Annotated in this window: 13 protein-coding genes; 11 read left to right on the plus strand and 2 right to left on the minus strand. The window is 76.1% G+C overall.

The genetic code is table 11. From position 1 onward, the window contains the following. The first annotated feature begins 2 nt into the window (after nt 1–2). The 11 genes from O7618_RS09845 to O7618_RS09895 are packed head-to-tail and all read left to right on the plus strand — an operon-like array spanning nt 3 to nt 12,028. Nucleotides 3–1,208 (plus strand): beta-ketoacyl-[acyl-carrier-protein] synthase family protein, encoded by a 1,206-nt coding sequence (locus O7618_RS09845; RefSeq protein WP_278105719.1) that lies wholly within the window; start codon nt 3–5, stop codon nt 1,206–1,208. After that, complete coding sequence (locus tag O7618_RS09850) at nt 1,205–2,257, plus strand: beta-ketoacyl synthase N-terminal-like domain-containing protein (RefSeq protein ID WP_278105720.1); 1,053 nt, start codon at nt 1,205–1,207, stop codon at nt 2,255–2,257. The genes O7618_RS09845 and O7618_RS09850 overlap by 4 nt, the downstream gene beginning before the upstream one ends. Further along, on the plus strand, nt 2,235–3,347 hold the full coding sequence (locus tag O7618_RS09855; RefSeq protein WP_278105721.1) for a beta-ketoacyl synthase N-terminal-like domain-containing protein: 1,113 nt from the start codon (nt 2,235–2,237) through the stop codon (nt 3,345–3,347). Before O7618_RS09850 ends, O7618_RS09855 begins: the two co-directional genes overlap by 23 nt. After that, nucleotides 3,344–4,384, plus strand: a complete 1,041-nt coding sequence (locus tag O7618_RS09860; protein ID WP_278105722.1) for a beta-ketoacyl synthase N-terminal-like domain-containing protein — start codon at nt 3,344–3,346, stop codon at nt 4,382–4,384. Before O7618_RS09855 ends, O7618_RS09860 begins: the two co-directional genes overlap by 4 nt. Further along, nucleotides 4,381–5,190, plus strand: a complete 810-nt coding sequence (locus O7618_RS09865) for an alpha/beta hydrolase (protein ID WP_278105723.1) — start codon at nt 4,381–4,383, stop codon at nt 5,188–5,190. Before O7618_RS09860 ends, O7618_RS09865 begins: the two co-directional genes overlap by 4 nt. Then, nucleotides 5,187–6,107, plus strand: coding sequence for a thioesterase family protein (locus O7618_RS09870; RefSeq protein WP_278105724.1), 921 nt, complete (start codon nt 5,187–5,189; stop codon nt 6,105–6,107). The genes O7618_RS09865 and O7618_RS09870 overlap by 4 nt, the downstream gene beginning before the upstream one ends. Then, nucleotides 6,107–6,802 carry a DsbA family protein gene (locus tag O7618_RS09875; RefSeq protein ID WP_278105725.1) on the plus strand — a complete coding sequence of 232 codons (696 nt, stop codon included), beginning with the start codon at nt 6,107–6,109 and terminating at the stop codon, nt 6,800–6,802. The genes O7618_RS09870 and O7618_RS09875 overlap by 1 nt, the downstream gene beginning before the upstream one ends. Further along, nucleotides 6,795–7,532, plus strand: a complete 738-nt coding sequence (locus tag O7618_RS09880) for a class II aldolase/adducin family protein (RefSeq protein ID WP_278105726.1) — start codon at nt 6,795–6,797, stop codon at nt 7,530–7,532. The genes O7618_RS09875 and O7618_RS09880 overlap by 8 nt, the downstream gene beginning before the upstream one ends. A 26-nt stretch (nt 7,533–7,558) precedes the next feature. Then, nucleotides 7,559–10,339, plus strand: coding sequence for a cytochrome P450 (locus O7618_RS09885; RefSeq protein ID WP_278105727.1), 2,781 nt, complete (start codon nt 7,559–7,561; stop codon nt 10,337–10,339). 4 nt (nt 10,340–10,343) lie between these two features. Continuing rightward, the gene (locus O7618_RS09890; RefSeq protein ID WP_278105728.1) at nt 10,344–11,468 is read left to right on the plus strand and encodes an LLM class flavin-dependent oxidoreductase; all 1,125 of its coding nucleotides are present in this window, start codon (nt 10,344–10,346) and stop codon (nt 11,466–11,468) included. Further along, nucleotides 11,468–12,028 (plus strand): NAD(P)H-dependent oxidoreductase, encoded by a 561-nt coding sequence (locus O7618_RS09895; protein WP_278105729.1) that lies wholly within the window; start codon nt 11,468–11,470, stop codon nt 12,026–12,028. Before O7618_RS09890 ends, O7618_RS09895 begins: the two co-directional genes overlap by 1 nt. A gap of 35 nt (nt 12,029–12,063) precedes the next feature. Here O7618_RS09895 and O7618_RS09900 read toward each other — a convergent pair whose 3' ends face one another. Both O7618_RS09900 and O7618_RS09905 read right to left on the minus strand, forming a co-directional pair. Further along, nucleotides 12,064–12,609, minus strand: a complete 546-nt coding sequence (locus tag O7618_RS09900) for a hypothetical protein (protein ID WP_278105730.1) — start codon at nt 12,607–12,609, stop codon at nt 12,064–12,066. A gap of 183 nt (nt 12,610–12,792) precedes the next feature. Further along, nucleotides 12,793–15,552 carry a LuxR C-terminal-related transcriptional regulator gene (locus O7618_RS09905; RefSeq protein WP_278105731.1) on the minus strand — a complete coding sequence of 920 codons (2,760 nt, stop codon included), beginning with the start codon at nt 15,550–15,552 and terminating at the stop codon, nt 12,793–12,795. Nucleotides 15,553–15,782 lie beyond the last annotated feature (230 nt).

Here is a 15,782-nt window from a genome sequence, read left to right on the forward strand (position 1 = left end):
GCGTGCACCGGGTAGTCGTCACCGGCCTCGGCCCGGTGTCGGGCATCGGCATCGGCGTCGAGGAGTTCACCGACGGGCTGCGCCGGGGCCGCTCCGCCGCCGCGCCCATCACCAGCTTCGACGCGTCCGGCTTCCCGCACCGGTACGCGGGCGAGGTGCCCGCCTTCCGGCCGGCGGAGGTGCTGGGCCGGGTGCGGGTCGAGGAGTGGGGCCGTTCGGCGCTGCTGGCCGCGGCGGCCGCCCGGCTGGCCGCTACCGACGCGGGACTGCCGCTGCCGCTGGCCGACCCGGGGCGCGCGGGTGCGGTCATCGGCACCACCAGCGGCGAGTCGACCGTGGTGGAGCAGCTCGTCGCGGACCTCGTCGCCGGCGGCTACCCGAGCATGTCGGCGGGCGCGCTGCGCCAGGCGCCCGCGGAGCGACTGGCCTACGCGGTCAGCGCCGAGCTGGGCCTGGCCGGCGAGTCGGTCACGCTCACCACCGCCTGCTCGGCCAGCAACTACGCCATCGGCTACGCCTACGACCTGCTGCACACCGGCGAGGCGGACGTGATGGTCGCCGGCGGGGCGGACTCGGTGTGCCGGTGGGCGCACGCCGGCTTCTTCCGGCTGGGCGCGCTGACCGAGCGGCAGTGCCGCCCGTTCGACCGGGACCGCTCCGGCATCCTCACCGGTGAGGGCGGCGCGGCGCTGGTGCTGGAGACGCTGGAGCACGCCCGCGCCCGGGGCGCCCGGATCTACGCCGAGGTGCTCGGCCACGGCCTGAACTGCGACGCCCACCACATGGTCGCGCCGAACGAGGACAGCGTCGCGGCCTGCATGCGGCTGGCCCTGGACAACGCCGGGATCAAACCGGTGGACGTCGACTACGTGAGCACCCACGGCACCGGGACGCCGGCGAACGACCTGTGCGAGGCGCGGGCGATCCGGGCCGTCTTCGGCGACCGGGTGCCGCCGGTCAGCTCGATCAAGTCGATGCTCGGGCACACCATGGGCGCGGCCAGCGGCTTCGGTGCGATCGCCACCACCCTGGCCATCCGGCACGGGTTCCTGCCGCCGACGATCAACTGGGCGAATCCGGACCCAGAGTTGCCGTGGATCGACCCGGTGCCGAACGTCGCCCGGCCGGCGACGGTCCGGGTGGCGCAGAACAACGGGTTCGCCTTCGGCGGCAACAACGCCATCACGATCTTCGGAGCGATCCGGTGAGCGCCGTGGTGACCGGCAGCGGCGTCGTGTCCGCCGCCGGCGGCTCCGTCACCGACGTGCTCGCCGCGATCCGCGCCGGCGCGGCCATCCGCACCGACGTGCGCGACCGGTTCCCCGAGCCGCTGCCGGAGGCCGAGGCGCCGGCGGTCGCCGGGTTCGACGTACGCGGCCTGCTCGGCCGCAAGGGCACCAGCTTCCTGGACCGGGCCACCGCGCTGGCGATGGTGGCCTGCGGGCGCGCGCTCACCGACGGGGAGCTGACCCTCGACGACGACAACCGGCACCGCGTCGGGGTGGTGCTGGGCACCACGACCGGCAGCCTGAAGTCCACCATGGACTTTTCCCGTGAGACGCTCGTGCAGGACAAGCCCTACCTGGTCAACCCGGTGCTGTTTCCCAACACGGTGATGAACTGCGCCGCCGGCCAGGCGGCCATCCGGTACGGCCTGCGCGGCGTCAACGCCACCGTGGCCGGCGGCCCGCTGGCCTTCCTCTACGCGCTGCGCTACGCGCTCAACGCCATCCGGCGTGGCTACGCGGACGCGCTGCTGGTGGGCGGCGTGGAGGAGTACACGCCGAACACGGCGTGGGCGGCGCGACTGACCGACGCCGGACCGGCCGGCGAGGCGTCCGCCGTCTACCTGCTGCGCCGGCGCCGCGCCGAGGCGGCAGGCGCCCGCGCCGAGGTGCTCTCGGTGGCCACCGGCTTCGCGCCCGACGACACCGCCGCCGGGCTGGCGGGCTGCGCCCGCCGGGCGCTGGCCGCGGCCGACGTCCGCGCCTCGGACGTCTGGGCGCTGGCCGGCGACGACCCCGACGGCCTGGCGGGCGGGGTGCCGGCCGCGGTGGAGCGGCTGTCGGTGCGCCCGACGCTCGGCGACTGCCAGGCCGCCGCCGGCGCCCTGGCCTTCGGCGCGCTGCTGGCCCGCTACGCCGAGGAGCCCGGGCCGAGCGGACGCCCGGCGCTGCTGACCGGCCGTTCCCGCGACGGCGGGGTGGCCGCGGCCGTGGTGAGGGGGTGGGCCGGTGCCGGCGACGATCACCGCTAGCGCGGTCCGCACCTGCTTCGGCGACGGGTCGGCCACCTGGGACGCGCTGCTGCGCGGCGACTGCGGCGTCGCCCCGCTGCGGCGGGTGGACCCGCGACGCGTCGCTGTGGGGCACGGCTATCCGATCGCCGACGACCGGCCGTTCGGCCCCGGCCGGTGGCTCGCGGACTGCGTCACCGAGGCGCTGGCCGCCGCCGGCGTGGATCCGCGGCGCCGCCGGGTGGTCAGCCTGGTCGGCACCGGCCTGCGCGAGTCCGCCGAGGTGGAACGCGCCGCGCTGGCCGGCGCGGTCGACTTTCCCGCCGAGCGGCTGCACTTCGGCCCGGCAGTCGCCGGCGCGGCGCCCGGCGTGGGCCGGGTGGTCACGCTCGCCAACGCGTGCAGCGCCGGCGGGCACGCCCTCGCGCTGGCTCAGGACCTGGTGGAGACCGGCGAGGCGGACGCGGTGCTGGTCGGCGGCACCGACGGCAGCAGCGCGTCGATGCTGGCCATGATCGGTCGGGTGGCCGCCCGACCGACCGGCCGGGTGCGGCCGTTCGACGCCGATCGCACCGGGGTGCTGCTCGGCGACGGCGCGGTCGTGCTGGTCGTCGAGGCGGACCGGCCGGGCACGGGCCTGGCCCGCCTGCTGGGCACCGGGCTGTCCTGCGACGCCGGGCACGAGACGGCCCCCGACCGCGACGGCATCCTGCGCGCCGTGCGCGACGCCCACCGCCGGGCCGGCCGCCGACCCGGGCAGGTCGACCTGGTGGTGGCGCACGGCACCGGCACCGCGCTCAACGACGAGACCGAGGCCGGGGTGATCGCCGAGGTCTTCGCCGGCTGCCAGCCCGGACCGCTGGTGACCGCGCTCAAGGGCGCGGTGGGGCACACCTCGGGCGGGTCGGCGCTGCTCGGCGTCGCCGTCGCGATCGAGGCGCTGCGCACCGGGCGGGTCCCGCCGATGGTGGGGCTGAGTCGGCCCACGCCGGAGGCGGCGGGGCTGCGACTCGTCCGTGACCGCGCGGTCACGGCGGCGCCGCGCGTCGCCCAGGTCGACGCCTTCGGCTTCGGCGGCCTCAACGCGGTCACCCTCCTGGAGGCGTCGTGACGACCGTCCACACGGGTGCGGCGCGTCCACCGGCCCCGCCGACGAACGACGTCCCGCCGATGGCCGCGGTGCTGGGCGCGGCGCTGAACCTGCCGGGGACCGACGTGCCCGGCTTACTCGCCGCTACCGGCCCGCACGCGCCCGGACCGGGCCTCGGCGCGCGTGCCGGCGCGGAACCCGGCATCGCCGCCGAGGCGCCGGGCTGGCCGGCGGAGCGGGCCGCCGAGCTGCTCGGCCGCAAGGGCCTGCTGGCCAAGGAGCCCGCGACCCGGCTCGCGCTGTGCGCCGTGCACCTGGCGCTGGGACTGCCGCCGAAGGCGCCCCGGCGCACCGGGCCGGCCGACCCGGGTACCGCCGTGGTGGTCAGCTCCAACCTGGGCAACGTCGCCACGGTGGGCGACATCGCCGGACGGCTGCGCGACGGCGGGCCGCGGGAGGTCGGGCCGCTGGAGGCCCCGAACGCGTCCAGCAACGTCGTGGCCGGGGCGATCGCGATCTGGTTCCGGTTCGGCGGACCCAACCTCACCGTCTGCTCCGGGGCCACCTCGGGCCTGGACGCGATCTGGCTCGCCGGCCTGCTGCTGCGCACCGGCCGCGCCGAACGGGTGGTGGTGGTCGGCACCGAACCGGACGACCCGCAGGCCCGGGCCCTGCACGCCGCCCGGCGCGGCGCCACGCCCGGCCGGCCGTTGCGCGCCGGCGCCGCCTGCCTCCTGCTCGGCCCGGCCGCGATCCCGCAGCGGCCGGTGGCGCCACGCCACCCGGGCGGCGCGCCGGGGGAGCCACCGGCGTCGCTCGACCCCGCCGGGACGCCGGAGCGGCCGCTGGCGCTGCTCGGGCCGGTGCGCGACGGCGCATCCGACACCGGCCCCCTGGTCGACGAGGCGCGGCTGGACGGCGACCACTACGGCGCCGCCGGGATCGTGCACACCGCGCTCGCCGTCCGGCTGGCCGCCGGCGTGCCCGCCGTCACCGTGCGCTGCGGCGACCCGGTCGACGGTGTCCGCGAGCTGACGGTGCGGGCGGTGCCGCGATGACCCGGACCGTGCCCGCCGCGCCCGTGCACCCGGTCGCGGGACCCGACTCCGGGGCGCCGACGGTGCTGCTGGTGCACGGCATGTCCGACTCCTGGCAGAGTTGGCGGCACCTCGCGGCGCGGCTGCCGGACACCTGGCGGTTGCTCGCCGCCGAGCTGCCGTGGAAGGCCGGCACCGACCACCACTGGCGGCGGCAGGGCACCCCCGGAACCTGGCTCGCCGCGACGGTCGAGGCCATGGCCGCGCCGCCCGACATCGTGGTCGGCCACTCGCTCGGCGCCAACGCGGTGCTGGAGATGCTGGCCACCGAGACGGCGGTGACGCCGCGCGGCGCGATGCTCATCGCACCCTTCTACTGCCCGCCGGACCTGCCGATCACCTGGGCGGTGCACGAGCGGGCCCAGGCCAACTTCGTCCGGATCATCGACGAGGGACTGCGCAACCGGCTCGGCCCCCGGCTGGCCACGCTGGACGCGGCCACGCTGGCGTCGATGCGCGACATCATGGTGGACCGGATCGGCCCGGTCGGGTTCACCGCGCTGTTCGACCACTTCACCGCGACGGCGCTCCTGCCGCTGCACACGGTGACCGTGCCGACCAAGGTGCTCACCGGCGGGCGGGACCCCAGCCTCGACGGCCCCCGCGCGAGCGCCCTGCGGGCCCGGCTGCCCGACGCCGAGGTCGTCGTCGAGCCGGAGTTCCACCACTTCTGCCACCTCGACCGCACGGCCGAGGTGGCCCGGCACCTCGCGGTCTTCGCCGAGCAGGTGTGCCCCGACCCCGCGATCCGAGGAGGTACGCCGTGACCACGGCGGTCCAGCACGAGCCCGTGACCCTGCCCGCCCGGCCCGGGTTCGAGGGCGCCAACATCCGCACCTGGATCGGGTTCAAGCACTTCGCGTACCTGGTGGAGCAGGGTGTCCTGCAGTGGTTCCGCGAGCGCGACCACGGCCCGGGCCGGCTCTACCTGGAGCACGGCGTGGGGCTGTCGGTGCGGGAGTGCTCGCTGCTGCTGCCGGCCGTCCTGGAGGTCGACGACGAGGTGAGCGTGACCGCCACCCCGGGCGCGGCCGGCCGGTTCGCGGTGCGCGTCACCCGCGTGGGCGGCGCGGCCGGGGCCGAGCCGGTCACCGCCTGCCGGGCCCGGGTCCGGGTCGCGCTGGTCCGCGAGCCGGACGCGCCGGCCTCGGCGCCGCTGCCGGCGGACCTGGCCGGCCTGCTCGAGGAGCCGGGCGCCGGGGAGCCCGGCCCGGCCGCCGGCGCCGACCCGGCCGCCACCCTGCGCGCCGCCGGCGCGGGCTTCGTGTGGGCCTGGCGGGTGCCCTACTTCTACTGCCAGTACTCACAGCGCATGCAGCACGCCGGCTACGTCCGGCTGCTGGAGGAGGTGGTGGACCGCTACCTCGCCGACCGGGGCCTGTCGGTCGGGCGGATGCTGCGCGAGCGGGGCTGGATCCCGGTGGTCTCCCGGGCTCGTGTCGAGGTGGTCGGCGACGCGCGTGTCGAGGAGCCGATGTGGGTCACCTTCACCGTCACCGACGTGCTCAAGGACGTCACCTACGACGCCCGGATGACCTGTCACGTGCTGCGCGACGGCCGGTTGACGCAGGTGGCCTCCGCCACCATCCTGCACGGCTACGCGGCCAGCCGGGGGCCGGACGCGGGTAGCCTGGCCACCCTCGACCCGGAGACCGTGGCCGCGCTGACCGCGGGTTGCCGGTGATGGCGCCCCGGCCGCCCCGGTTGTACTTCTCCTTCCGCAGCCCGTACAGCTGGCTGGCGGTGGAGCGGCTGACCCGGGCGCTGCACCGCCCGCAGGAGGCGCTGGAGTTCATCCCCTACTGGGACCCGGACTCGCGGACCGAGGCGGCGCTGACCGCGGCCGGCGGCGCGTTCCACTACGTGCAGATGAGCAAGCCGAAGCACCTCTACCTGCTGCAGGACGCCAAGCGCCTGGCCCGGCGGCTGGATCTGCCGATGCGCTGGCCGATCGACGTCGACCCGTGGTGGGAGCTGCCGCACCTGGGCTTCCTCGCGGCCCGGGAACGGGGAGCGGGGGAGGCGTTCTACCGGGAGGTGATCGCGGCGCGCTGGCACCGCGGCGAGGACGTCTGCACGCCCGAGGTCCTCGCCGGGGTCGCCGAGCGGGCCGGCGTCGACCCGGCGGTGGTGCTCGGCGCCGTCGACGACGACGGGGTGCGGGCCGCCGGCGTGGACTGCCTGATGCGCGCCTACGACGACGACATCTTCGGCATCCCCTATCTGCGCATCGGCCCGCACCGGTTCTGGGGTTACGACCGGGTCGACGACTTCCTCGCCGCCTACGCCGACCGTTCCGGCGTCCCGGCCCGCCCGGCGGAGCCCGTGCCGGCCGGCGCCGGCGGCTACGACACCGACACCGGAGGCGGCTGTGGCTGAGCGACGCACCCCCGAGCAGGAACGGGCCCACCGGCGTCGGCAGCTGGTGCTGACCGTGCGCGCGTTCGCGCTGGCCGGCTTCGACGAGGGCGCCGGCGGGCACGTGACCGCCCGGGACCCGATCGAGCCGGACACCTTCTGGATCAACCCGTTCGGCCGGCACTTCGGCCACGTCCGCGACGACGACCTGCTGCGGGTCGACCACGCCGGCGAGGTGGTCGACGGCACGGGCCGGGTCAACCCCGCCGGGTACGCCATCCACTCCGCGATCCACAAGGCCCGGCCGGACGTGGCGGCCGCCGCGCACACCCACTCGATCCACGGCCGGGCGTTCTCCGCGCTGGGCCGGTCGCTCGCGCCGATCACCCAGGACGCCTGCGCGTTCTTCGAGGACCACGAGGTCCACGACGAGTACGGCGGGGTGGTGCTCGACGGCGCGGAGGGCGACCGGATCGCCGCGACGCTGGGCGCCGGCAAGGCGGTCGTGCTGCGCAACCACGGCCTGCTCACGGTCGGTGGCTCGGTCGCCGAAGCGGCCTGGTGGTTCCTCGCCATGGACCGCTGCTGCCAGGTGCAGCTGCTCGCCCAGGCCGCGGGCGAGCTGGTCCTGATCCCCGACGAGGCGGCCCGGGCGGCGCGCGCGGACATCGGCACCCCCGGGATCGCCCGGCTCAACTTCCGGCCGGTGGCCGAGCACGTCCTGGCGGTCAGCCCGGACCTGACGGCCTGAACCACACGCACAGACAGGAGGTCCGGATGGCCGAGCTGCTGGAGAACATGGTGCGCGACGCCGGTGGCGACACCGCGCTGGTCGACGAGGACGGCACCCGCACGTGGGCGGAGCTGGACCGCGCGGTCGACAGGTGGATCGGGGTGCTGCGCGGCGCCGGCCTCACCGTCGGCGACCGGGTGGCGTTCGTGCTCGGCAACCGGCACGAGACCTTCGAGGCGCTGCTCGCCTGCGTGCACACCGGGCTGGTCGCGGTGCCGGTCAACTGGCACCTGACCGCGCCGGAGATCGCACACATCCTGGCCGACTCCGGTGCCCGCGCGGTGCTCACCGAGGCGGCGTACGCCCCGACCGTGCGGTCCGCCGTGGACCGGGTGCCGGACGCGCCCGGCGTCCTGGTCACCGTGGACGGCGGGGACGGCTTCACCCCGGTCGCCGAGCTGCCCGTCGGGGACGCGGCCCCGACGGTCTCCGGCGGCGTCCTGCTCTACACCTCGGGCACCAGCGGCCGCCCCAAGGGCGTGGTCAACCCGCTGCTCACGGTCGGCGCGCCGATCGGGCGGGTGGCCGCCACCACGGCCGCGCTCGGCGCCGGGCTCGGCATCCCGACCAGCGGACGGGCCCTGCTGGTGGGCCCCTGGTACCACTCGGCCCAGCTGTTCTTCGCCCAGTTCCCGCTGCTGCGGGGTTGCGCCCTGGTGATGCGTCGGCGGTTCGACCCGGTCGACGTGCTGCGCGTGATCGACGACGAGAAGATCACCATCAGTCACCTGGTGCCGACGCAGTTCATCCGCCTGCTGCGGGTCGACGACGCCACCCGGGCCGGGTTCTCCGGCGCCGGCCTCGCTCGCATCTGGCACGGCGGCGGCCCGTGCCCACCGGAGACCAAGCGCGCGATGATCGACTGGTGGGGCCCGGTGTTCGTCGAGTACTACGCCGCCACCGAGGCCGGCATCGTCACCCTCGCCGACTCGCACACCTGGCTGGCCCGGCCCGGCACGGTGGGTCGGCCGGCGCCGCCGACCGAGGTCCTGGTGGTCGACGACGCGGGCCGCCCGGTCCCCGCCGGGCGCGAGGGCCGGGTCGCCGTCCGCCGTCCCCCGGGCCGTGGTTTCCACTACCACAACGCCCCGGCGCAGACCGAGCAGGCGCACGTCGCCCCGCACACGTTCACCCTCGGCGACCTCGGCCACCTCGACGACGACGGCTACCTCTACCTGACCGGGCGCTCGGCGGAACTGATCGTCACCGGCGGGGTCAACGTGTATCCGGCGGAGGTGGAGGCGGTCCTGCTGACCCATCCGGCGGTGGCCGACGGGGTGGTCGTCGGCGTGCCGGACGCCGAGTTCGGCGAACAGGTCCGGGCGCTGGTGCAGCTCGACCCCGGGTGGCCGGCCGAGGGTGTCGAAGCGGTCCTGGACGCGCACTGCCGGGCCGGGTTGGCCGGCTTCAAGGTGCCGCGTTCCTACGAGCTGGTCGACCGGATCCCCCGGGAGCCCACCGGCAAGGTGCCCCGCGCGGCGCTGCGCGACCGGCACCGGCACGCGCCGGCCCCGCCGGACCTGCTCGCCGACCCGCGCACCTACCTCGCCGGGGTGCCGCACGCCGAGTTCGCCCGACGACGTCGGGATGCGCCCGTCGCCTGGGTCGACGAGGTCGCGCTGACCCGCACCGACCAGGACGGCGAGACGACCTCCCGGGGACGGGGCTTCTGGGCGGTCACCCGGTACGCCGCCGTGTCGGCGGTCTCGCGGGACCCGGCGCTGTTCTCCTCGGCCGCCGGCGGCGCCTTCCTCACCGACCCGCGCACCCCTGCCGACCTGGAGCGCAACCGGCAACTTCTGATCAACATGGACGCTCCCGAGCACACCTGGGTACGCCGGCTGGTGGCCGGCGCCTTCACCCCGCGCGCCGTGGGGCGCCTGCGCGAGCTGGTCACCCGGCACGCCGAGGAGGTGGTGTCCCGGGCGGTGGCCGCCGGGGACGTCGACGTGGTGGCCGACCTGGCGGCCGAGCTGCCGCTGCTGGTCCTCACCGACCTGCTGGGCATGCCGGCCGCCGACCGTAAGCTGCTGTTCGAGTGGAGCAACAACCTGGTCGGCTTCGACGACCCGGAGCACGGCGGCGGCAGCGTCCCGCGCTACCGGGACACCTTCGCCGCCGCCTTCGCCTACGTCCGGCAGCTCGCCGAGCAGCGGCGGGCCCACCCGACCGATGACCTGATGAGCCTGCTGGTGCACGCCGAGTCCGACGGTCGGGGGCTGACCGACGCACAGCTGTGCCAGCTCTGGCTGCTGCTGGTCATCGCCGGTAACGAGACCACCCGGCACCTGATCTCCGGCGGCGTGCAGGCCCTGGCGGAGCACCCGGAGCAGCGCGACCGCCTGATCGCCGAGCCGGACCTGACCGGGGCGGCGGTGGAGGAGCTGCTGCGCTGGGTCACCCCGATCATGCAGTTTCGGCGGACCGCCACCCGCGACACCGTGCTCGACGGCGCCCGGATCGTCGCCGGCGACAAGGTCGTCGTCTACTACAGCTCGGCCAACCGCGACCCGGGGGCGTTCACCGACCCGGACCGGCTGGACCTCGGCCGTGACCCGAACCCGCATCTGGCGTTCGGCATCGGACCGCACTTCTGCCTCGGCGCGCACCTGGCCCGGCTGGAGATGGCGGCCTTCCTCACCGCGGTCCGCCCGCACCTGGCCGGCCTGCGGCTGACCGGACCGGTCCGCCGGATGCGGACCAACTTCATGAACGCCATCACCGCGATGCCCGCGCGCTTCGACACCGCGCCGAGAGGGGAGTGACCCGATGCCACTGGACCTGCACTGGTTCCTGCCCTCGCACGGCGACGGCCGGGACCTGGCCGAGCCGACGCGGGGCGGCGACCGACCGGCCCGGATCACCCGCCGCGCGCCGGACATCGGCTACCTCGCCCAGGTCGCGCAGGCCGCCGACCGGCTCGGCTTCGCCAGCGTGCTCACCCCGGCCGGGCTGTTCTGCGAGGACCCGTGGATCGTGGCGTCCGCGCTGGCGGCGCAGACCGAACGGCTCAAGTTCATGATCGCGTTGCGCCCGGGGCTGGTCTCGCCCACCCTGGTCGCCCAGATGGCCGCGACCCTGCACCGGATCACCGGCGGTCGGGTGCTGCTCAACATCGTCGCCGGCAGCGACCCGGACGAACAGCACCGCTACGGCGACTGGCTCGACCACGACGACCGCTACGCCCGGGCCGAGGAGTTCCTGGCCATCCTCAACCGGCTCTGGTCCGGCCGGCCGGTCGACCACACCGGCGAGCACTACCGGGTGCGTGGGGCGCTGCTGGCCCGGCCGCCGGAGACCGCGCCGACGGTGTTCCTCGGCGGCTCGTCACCCGCGGCGCAACAGGCGGCGGCCCGGCACGCGGACGTCTACCTCGCCTGGGGTGAGACTCCCGCCCTCCTCGGCGAGCTGCTGCACCGGGCCCGTGACCGGGCGGCGGAGGAGGGGCGGACGCTGCGCACCGGCAGCCGGCTGCACGTGATCAGCCGGGACACCGCCCGGGATGCCTGGGCCGAGGCGGAGCGGCTGCTCGCCGGCGTGGACCAGGCGCGCATCGACGCGGCGCGCAAGCGGTTCTCGCGTACCGAGTCGGAGGGGCAGCGGCGGGCCGCGGCGCTGCACGCCGGCGGCAACGCGCGGATGGAGGTGTACCCGAACGTCTGGGCCGGCTACTCACTGGTCCGACCCGGCGCCGGCGCGGCGCTGGTGGGCAGCCACGAGGAGGTCGCCGAGCGGATCGCCGAGTACCACGCCGCCGGCGTGGACCATCTGATCCTCTCCGGACAGCCGCACCTGGAGGAGGCGTACTGGGTCGGCGAGGGGGTGCTGCCGTTGCTGCGGCACGACGGTCTGCTCGCCGCCGCCGACCGGGCGCCCGAGCTGGTGGCGCGGTGATGGCGGCCCCGGCGCGACGCCTGCCGATGACCGTGGTGATCGGCAACCCGAAGCCGCACTCCCGGACCCGGACGGTCGCGCTGAGCACCGCGGCCGCGCTGCACGAGCGGCTGGCCGCCGGTGCCACCCCGGTCGGGCCGCCCCGCGTGATCGACCTGTCCGAGCTGACCGCGGAGCTGGTCGGTCAGGGCAGCCGCCCGGACGCGCTGGACGAGGTGCTGGAGTCCGTCCGCCGTCCCGGCCTGCTGCTGGTCGCCAGCCCCACCTTCAAGGCTGCGTACAGCGGCCTGCTGAAGCTCTTCGTCGACGTGCTTCCCCGCGGCGCGCTGGGCGGCGTGGTGGCGGTGCCGTTGATGACCGCGGCTCGCGCCGGGCACCGCCACGTCGTCGACACCCACCTGGGCGCGCTGCTGGCCGAGGTGGGCGCCCAGGTGCCGACGCCCGGGCTGTGCGTGCTCGAACGGGAACTCGACACCGCCGAGGTGGGCATCGGTCGGTGGCTCGACGGCGCGACTCCGGCGGTCGCCGAGGCATTGGCCGGGGCGACGCAGCCGGTCTAGGCCGGCCCGGTCGGGCCGCGCTCGGAGCGGGCCGGTCAGCCCGCGCCGACCTCGGTGCCGTGCTTGCGTCGCAACCGGCTGATCCAGCCCTGCGCGGTGTGCACCGGCACGTCGAAGTGTTCGGCCACCCGGCTGATGGTGCCGACCTGCTCGTAGACCGCCTCGAGGTCGGCCGGGTCGGGGGCACGCCGGTAGGCCCGCCCGCTCTTGAGCCGGCTGAGGCGTTCCGGCTCGACCGGCCGGCGCGCGGGGCGCGGCGGCGCCGGCGGCGGGACCGCGGCCGGGGTGACGGCGGTGGCCGCGGGGACCGGGCCGACGCCCTGCTCCGGGCGGTCACCGGGCCCGGTGTTCCGGCCGCGCTCGCGGTCCTGCGGCGGGACGAAGGCGCGCAGCAGGGCGTCGAAGTCGACGTACGGCAGCTCGCCGGTCAGGCCGGCGCTCTGCGGAGCGCGGACGGTGAGCTCCCGGACGACCGGGTGGCCGTCACCGGTGTCCAGACGCACGACGGTCTGGGCCACCGGACCGGTGATCTCCTCGCCGTCGTCCTCCACCGGGACGATGGTGATGATGTATTGGCTCACGGCGATGCCTTCCTGCGCATGTCCGGTGGGGCAGCGAGGCCGTCCGATCTGCTTGAACGGGGGGTGCTGGAGGGTGGGAGACAAGATATCGGATCTCAGTATGACAGGAGCCTAGATGTCCGACACCATCCTGCGGTCGCCTATCCTTCATCTCTCTTCGGTTCACCCGCGTGAACAGGGGTGCTAGGCGGGGCCCCGATAGTTGACAGCGCCGGTGGCCAGCAGCGCCGCCAATGCCGCCCGGGAGGACACCCCGGTCTTGCGGAAGATCCGGGTCAGGTGGGCCTCCACCGTCTTCACCGTGACGTACACCTGCTCCGCGGCCTCGGCGTTGCTCGCTCCCGCCGCGACCAGGCGGGCGATGTCCCACTCCCGCCGCGTCAGCGTCAGCTCGCCCCGGGCCGCGCTGTCGGGGCGTCGCCCCGCCGCGCCGGCCGCCCGGCTCTGTACGCCGGCCACCGCCCGCCGCAGCGGCGGCGAGCCGACCAGGTCCGCGATCCGACGCGCCTCGGCCAACTCCACCTCGGCCGCCGTCCACTCCCGTAGGTCGCACAGTGCCCGCGCCCGGACCAGCCGGGCCGATGCCTCGTCCATCCGCCAGCCGATGTCGGCGAAGCTGTCGGCGGCGGCGCCGGCCAGCTCCGCCGCGCCCCGCGGATCGGCGTCGAGGGTCAGCCGGGCCCGGCTGATCCGCACCATGGCGCTCTGCCCGCGCAGCCGCAGCCGCTGCGCGTGCCGCCCGGCCACCGCCAGCCAGTGCAGCGCCTCGTCGCGCCGGCCGGAACGGTGGGTCATCTCGGCCAGCGACGAGGCCCAGCAGGCCCGGCCGGACGCCTCCACCTGGTCGAGTTCGGCGCCGCCGCAGGCGCGCAGCAACGCCGGCGCCGCGCCGACCCGGTCACCGGCCAGGAACCGCAGCCGCACGGCCACCCGCTGGCTCACCCCGTCGTACCAGTTGGGCCGTCGGGTGGCGGCGTCCAGGACGGCGGTCTCGGCGAGCTGGCGGGCCGCGGCGGGGCCCCGACGCCAGGCCACCGCGATGGCGCGGTGCGCCCGGGCCATCCCCACGAGCGGTTCCACCCCCATCGCCACGGCCACCTCCTCGGCGTCCTCGCCCTCGCTCAACGCGCGGTCGAGGCTGCCCAGCCGACACGTCACCGCGCAGCGGCCGACCAGCAGCCACGGGGTCAGCGCGACCAGGCCGGCGCGGCAGCAGATCTCCAACGCCCGGTCGAGGTGGTGCAAGGCGGACCGGTCCCGCTCCAGCAGGTGCTCGGCCCAGGCGAGCAACGCCAGCAGGTCGGGGTGCCGGGCGAGTTCGTCGTCGGCGAGCGCGTCCACCTCGGACGACGCTCGGCCCAGCGCCTCCTCGGCCGGGAAGCCGCAATCGACGTGCGCCGCGACGAAGCAGCGGACCACCGCGGCCGTCGTCCGGCACCCGGGCTCGTCGAGTTGGTCGGCGAGCCGGCCCAGGTCGCACGCGTGCTGGCCGGCGCCGGCCGCGCCGCACAACGCGCCCGCCACCGCGGCCTCCACGGTCAGGTCGAACCGCGCGCGCGTCCCGGCCGGCGCGTCGAGGCGCGGCAGCAGCAGGGCGTACGCGTCGAACGGCCGCCCCAGCAGGCGTTCGACGCGGGCTCGCGCGACGAGCGCCCGCACCTGCTGGTCCTCCTCCGGTAACTCCCGGCGGCTCAGATCCTGCAACAGCGTGCGGGCCTGCCGCAGCCGACCCGCGCCGACCAGCGCGTCCGCGGTGGCGAAGTCCAGGCGGATCCGGCGCCTGTCGCTCGGCCCGGCGTCGGGCAGCAGCCGGCGTACGCCGGTCAGCCACCGGATCGCGTCCAGCCGTGGCGTCCGCGCGCTCTCCGCCGCCTCGATCAGCGCGTCGGCGGCCGCCGGATCGGCGCACTGCCCGCCGGCGCACAGGTGCTCGGCGTAGCGCGTCACCGGGTGGCCGAGGTCGCGCAGGATGCCGGCGGCGACGGCGTGCAGGGCGCGCCGCCGGCCGGGGGACAGCGAGCGGTAGACCACCGCCCGGTCGACCTCGTGCCGGAACCGCAGGGTCGGTTCGAGCGCCGGGTCGGTGCGCAGCAGATCGGCGGCGACCAACCCGTCCAAGAGGTCACTGGTGGCGGCGGGGTCCCGACGGGCGAGCGCGCCCGCGAGCGTCGGCTCGAACCCCTCCGCGCACACCGAGACCGCCTCCAGCATGTGCCGCTGGTCGGCCTCGAGCGCGTCCACGTCGAGCTGGACCGCGGCGGTGACCTCGAACGGCAACTCGTCGGGCAGGCCCCGCTGCGCGGCCACCGCGCCGTCCAACGCCTCGGGTCGGTAGGCCAGCACATAGCGGGGTACCCCGCCGGAGAGGCGGTGCACGCGTTGCCCGGCACGACCGTCCGGCAGCCCGAGCAGCGCGGCGACGCCGGCCGGGTCCAGCGGCGACAGGGGGAACGTGCGGCGGTTGAGTTGCACGACGCCGCCGAGCGCGGCCGTCGCCCAGCCGGCCATCTGTCGCGGCCGGTACGTGACGACCAGCAGCAGCCCGGCCGGCGGGGCCTGCGCGAGCCGGGCGAGCAGCGCCGCGACCGCCGGCGGTGCCAGGTGCAGGTCGTCCAGGAGCACCACCACCGCGCCGGCGACCGGACCCGGCAGGTGCCCGGCCGGCGCGGCGGTCGGCTCCACCAGCGCGGTGAGCAGTGCGCCTGCCCGCTCGCTGTCGCGGCCGGCCGCGGCGAACGCCGGCACGGCGGCCTGCCCGGCCCGGACGGCCAGTTCCCGCAGCAGGCGGGTCTTCCCGCAGCCCGGGTCGGCGACGAACTCCAGCATCGACGGCTGCCCGGCACGCGCCGCGCACAGCGCCCGGTCGAACAGGTCGAGCGCGCAGTTACGACCGATCAGCGGCTCCAGAGGTCCGCCGGACGACGCCGGCTCGACGCCGGTCACCGGCGCACCGCTGGCCGACGCGCTTCGACGCGACGAGGTCGGGCGACGCCAGGTGACATGGTCCGGTCGAGCATCAGCCGCCCCCAGTCTCGCCCCTTGTGGATCGCCCGCCCGGCTGCGCGGTGCCGTCGTCGGGTCGAGCGCCCGCTGTCACTCTACGAGCGTGAAACAACTGTGACGATCGCGAGAGTGGCTCGATCTGGCCGTCTTGGAAGAGGAATCGCCGGTGG

This window comes from Micromonospora sp. WMMD980, from assembly GCF_029626035.1.
In the GTDB taxonomy this organism is placed as follows: Bacteria; Actinomycetota; Actinomycetes; order Mycobacteriales; family Micromonosporaceae; genus Micromonospora.